Genomic DNA, 4002 nt, shown 5'->3' with positions numbered 1-4002 from the left:
CGCGGTGGCCGCCGCCGAAGCGGCCTTCGGCCCCTGGCGCGCCCTCACCGCGGCCGAGCGCGCGACCCATCTGCGGAGGCTCGCCCAGGCGATCCTCGATCACCGCGAGGCGCTGGCCGAGCTTCTGACCGAGGAACAGGGCAAGCCCTTGGCCGAGGCGCGCGGCGAGGTCGGCATGAGCGCCGCCTACATCCAGTGGTTCGCCGAAGAGGCCCGCCGCGTCTATGGCGAGGTGATCCCCTCGCCCTGGCCCGACCGGCGGCTTCTCGTCCCCCGCCAGCCGGTGGGCGTGGTGGCGGCGATCACGCCCTGGAACTTCCCCTCCTCGATGCTCGCCCGCAAGATCGGCCCCGCGCTGGCCGCAGGCTGCACCGTCGTGGCCAAGCCCGCCAGCCAGACGCCCTTCTCGGGCCTCGCCTGGGGCGTGCTGGGCGAGATGGCGGGCCTGCCCGCGGGTGTGCTGAACATCGTCACGGGCTCGGCCCGCGCCATCGGGGGCGAGCTCACCGCCAACCCCACGGTGCGCAAGATCACCTTCACCGGCTCCACCCCCGTGGGCAAGGTGCTGCTCGCGCAGGCCGCGGGCACGGTGAAGAAGATGTCGATGGAACTGGGCGGCAACGCGCCCTTCCTCGTCTTCGACGATGCCGATCTCGACCGCGCCGTCGAGGGCGCCATCGCCGCCAAGTTCCGCAACGCGGGCCAGACCTGCGTCTGCACCAACCGCTTCTACGCGCAGGCCGGCATCCACGATGAATTCGTCGAGCGGCTGGCCGCGGCCACCGCCGCGCTGAAGGTGGGCCCGGGCGCGCAGGGCGGCTCCGAGATCGGCCCGCTGATCGACGCGGCCGCGGTGGCCAAGACCGAGGAGATGGTGGCCGACGCCCAAGCCAAAGGCGGCCGCATCGTCACCGGCGGGCGGCGGCACGCGGCCGGCGCGGGCTTCTACGAGCCCACGGTCATCGCCGATGCGACCGACGCCATGACCTTCGCCCGCGAGGAGATCTTCGGCCCGGTGGCCCCGGTCTTCCGCTTCGAGACCGAGGAAGAGGCGATCCGGCGCGCCAACGCGACCGACTACGGCCTCGCCTGCTACTTCTACACCCGCGATCTCGGCCGCGCCTTCCGCGTCTCCGAGGCGCTCGATTACGGCATCGTCGGCGTGAACGAGGGGCTGGTCACGACCGAGGTCGCCCCCTTCGGCGGGGTGAAGGAGTCGGGCTTCGGCTCGGAAGGCTCGCACCACGGGATGCAGGATTACCTGACGCTGAAATATACCGCGATGGGAGGGCTCGGCCGATGACCCGCCGCCACGCCGTAGCCCTCATCCCCGGCGACGGGATCGGCCCCGAGGTGATCGACGCGAGCCTCGAGGTGCTGGAGAAGGCGGCGAGCCTCCACGGTTTCGCGCTCGACATGACCCGCTTCGACTGGTCCTGCGACCGCTACCTCGCCACGGGCCGCATGATGCCCGAGGACGGGATCGACCAGCTGCGCCCCCATGCGGCGATCCTTCTCGGCGCCGTGGGCTGGCCCGCCCGCGTGCCGGATTCGGTCTCGCTCCACGGGCTTCTGCTGCCGATCCGCAAGTCCTTCGACCAGTTCGCCAACATGCGCCCGCACAGGCTCCTGCCCGGCGCCACCGGCCCGCTCAAGTCCGAGGCCTTCGACATCCTCTGCATCCGCGAGAATACCGAGGGCGAATATTCCGGCGCGGGCGGGCGGATCCATGTGGGCACCCCGGCCGAAGTGGCGGTCGAGACCTCGATCTTCACCCGCCGCGGCGTCGAGCGCATCCTGCGCTTCGGCTTCGAACAGGCGCGGCGGCGCTCGGGGCGGCTCGCCTCGGTCACCAAATCGAACGCGCAGAAATATTCCATGGTCTTCTGGGACGAGGTGACCGAGGAGGTCGCGGCCGATTACCCCGACGTGACCGTCTCCCGCTATCATATCGACGCCATCGCGGCGCGGATGGTGATGGCGCCCGAGACGCTCGACGTGGTGGTGGCCTCGAACCTCTTCGGCGACATCCTGACCGACCTCGGCGCCGCGATCCAAGGGGGGCTCGGCTTCGCGCCCTCGGCCAACATCAACCCCGACCGCAGCCAGCCCTCGATGTTCGAGCCGGTCCACGGTTCGGCCCCCGACATCGCGGGCCGGGGCATCGCGAACCCGGTGGCCACGCTCTGGTCCGCGGCCCTCATGCTCGACCATCTGGGCGAGGAGGCGGCCGGCCGGTCGCTTCTCGCCGCGCTCTCGGCCGTCACCGCCGAAGGCCGCCTGCGCACACCCGATCAGGGCGGCCAGTCCCGCACGACCGACGTCGCGCGCGCCGTGGCCGACCGCCTGTCCTGACCCCCTTCCCCTCGAAAGGATCTCTCCCCATGGCCTCCACCCCGGATCTCTCGGCCCTTCAGCGTCCCTCGGGCGCCTTCGCCATGCTCGCCATCGACCAGCGCGAGTCGATGCGCGCCATGTTCGCCGACACCCAGGCCGAGCCCGTCAGCGACCGCCAGCTCGTCGATTTCAAGCTCGAGGCGCTGCGCCATCTGACCCCCCACGCCTCGGCCGTGCTGATCGACCGGCCCTTCGCTTGGCAGCCCGCGCTCGAGGCGGGCGTGGTGGCGAAGGGCTGCGGCCTGATCGCCGCCGCCGACGAATTCCACGCCAGCGCCGACGAGATCGTGGCCGATGCGGTCCTCGACGATCTGGTGGTGCCGGAAGAAATGAAGGCGCAGGGCGCGCAGGCGCTGAAGCTGCTCGTGGTCTGGCGCCCGGACGGCAACCCCGAGAAGCGGATCGCGCTGGTCGACGAATTCGTGGCCCGCTGCCGCCGCGCGGGGCTCATCTCGCTGATCGAGCCCGTGTCGCGCAAGCCGCTCGACGGGCGGCCGCACGATCTGCATGACGGCATCCTCGCCGCCGCGCGCGAGCTCGGCAACCGGGGTCAGGACATCTACAAGGCCGAGGTGCCGCTCCATGCCGTGGGCGACGAGGCCGAGGTGCGCCGCCGCTGCGCGGAACTCACCGACGCCATCGCCTCGCCGTGGGTGGTGCTCTCCTCGGGCGTGGCGCCGGACCGCTTCCCCACGGCCGTCGAATGGGCCTGCCGCGAGGGCGCGCAGGGCTTCCTCGCCGGACGCGCGGTCTGGAAAGAGACCATCGGCGCCCCCGACATGGCCGAGGCGCTGCGCACCACCGCTGTGGACCGGCTGAAGCGGCTGTGCGAGACGGTGGACCGGGCGGTCGGCTGACGGCCCGCGGCGGAAGGAGAGCGCGATGAACGTTCGGGTGGCCTGCGTCGGCGGGGCGGTGCTGGATCGGGTCTACGAGGTCGCGGCGCTGCCCGGCACCGACGGCAAGTCCCGCGCCTCCTCCTACCGCGAGTTCGGCGGCGGGATGGCGGGCAATGCCGCGGTGGCGATCGCCCGGCTGGGCGGGCAGGCCCGCTGGTGGGGCCGCGTGGGCGACGATGCCATCGGCGCGGGCGTGCTGGCGGGGCTCGCGGCCGAAGGCGTGGCCACCGACGAGACGCGCGTGGTGGAGGGGGCGGTCTCGTCCCATTCGCTCGTCCTCTCGGATGCCGAGGGCAGGCGCGCCATCGTGCTCTACCGCTCGGACGGGCTCGACCCCGATGCCTCCTGGCTGCCGCTCAGGGCGGTGGGCGGGCTCGATGCGGTGCTGGCCGACAACCGCTGGATCGACGGGGCGGTGGCCGCCTTCACCGCCGCGCGCGCCGCAGGCCTTCCGGCGGTGCTCGATGCCGATGCGGGCGCCGATCCCCGCAGCCGCGAGGCGGTGCAGGCCGCCTCGCATGCGATCTTCTCGGAACCGGGGCTGGCCGAGATCTACGGCACCTCCGACCCCGACGAGGGGCTGCGCCGCGCCGCGGCCGACGCGCCCTTCGTGGCGGTGACGCTGGGCGAGGCGGGCCTGCGCTTTCTGGGCGCGCAGGGCGGCATCCTCTCCCTGCCCGCCTTCCCGGTCCGGGCGGTCGAGACG

The 4002-nt window shown here is 72.6% G+C and carries 4 protein-coding genes; all 4 read left to right on the top strand.

From position 1 onward, the window contains the following. On the top strand, nucleotides 1-1303 hold a 1303-nt coding region (locus tag A9O63_RS00185), incomplete at its 5' end, for an NAD-dependent succinate-semialdehyde dehydrogenase (protein ID WP_069330112.1). Next, on the top strand, nucleotides 1300-2355 hold the full coding sequence (locus A9O63_RS00180) for a tartrate dehydrogenase (protein ID WP_069330111.1): 1056 nt from the start codon (nucleotides 1300-1302) through the stop codon (nucleotides 2353-2355). The genes A9O63_RS00185 and A9O63_RS00180, both read left to right, overlap by 4 nt. 29 nt (nucleotides 2356-2384) lie before the next feature. Further along, nucleotides 2385-3254, top strand: coding sequence for an aldolase (locus A9O63_RS00175; protein WP_069330110.1), 870 nt, complete (start codon nucleotides 2385-2387; stop codon nucleotides 3252-3254). A gap of 25 nt (nucleotides 3255-3279) precedes the next feature. Further along, nucleotides 3280-4002: PfkB family carbohydrate kinase (locus A9O63_RS00170; RefSeq protein ID WP_069330109.1), on the top strand; the 723-nt coding region annotated here is incomplete at its 3' end.

The organism is Cereibacter johrii, from assembly GCF_001720585.1.
Lineage (GTDB): Bacteria > Pseudomonadota > Alphaproteobacteria > Rhodobacterales > Rhodobacteraceae > Cereibacter_A > Cereibacter_A johrii.
This window is presented reverse-complemented; position numbering and strand designations above follow the sequence as displayed.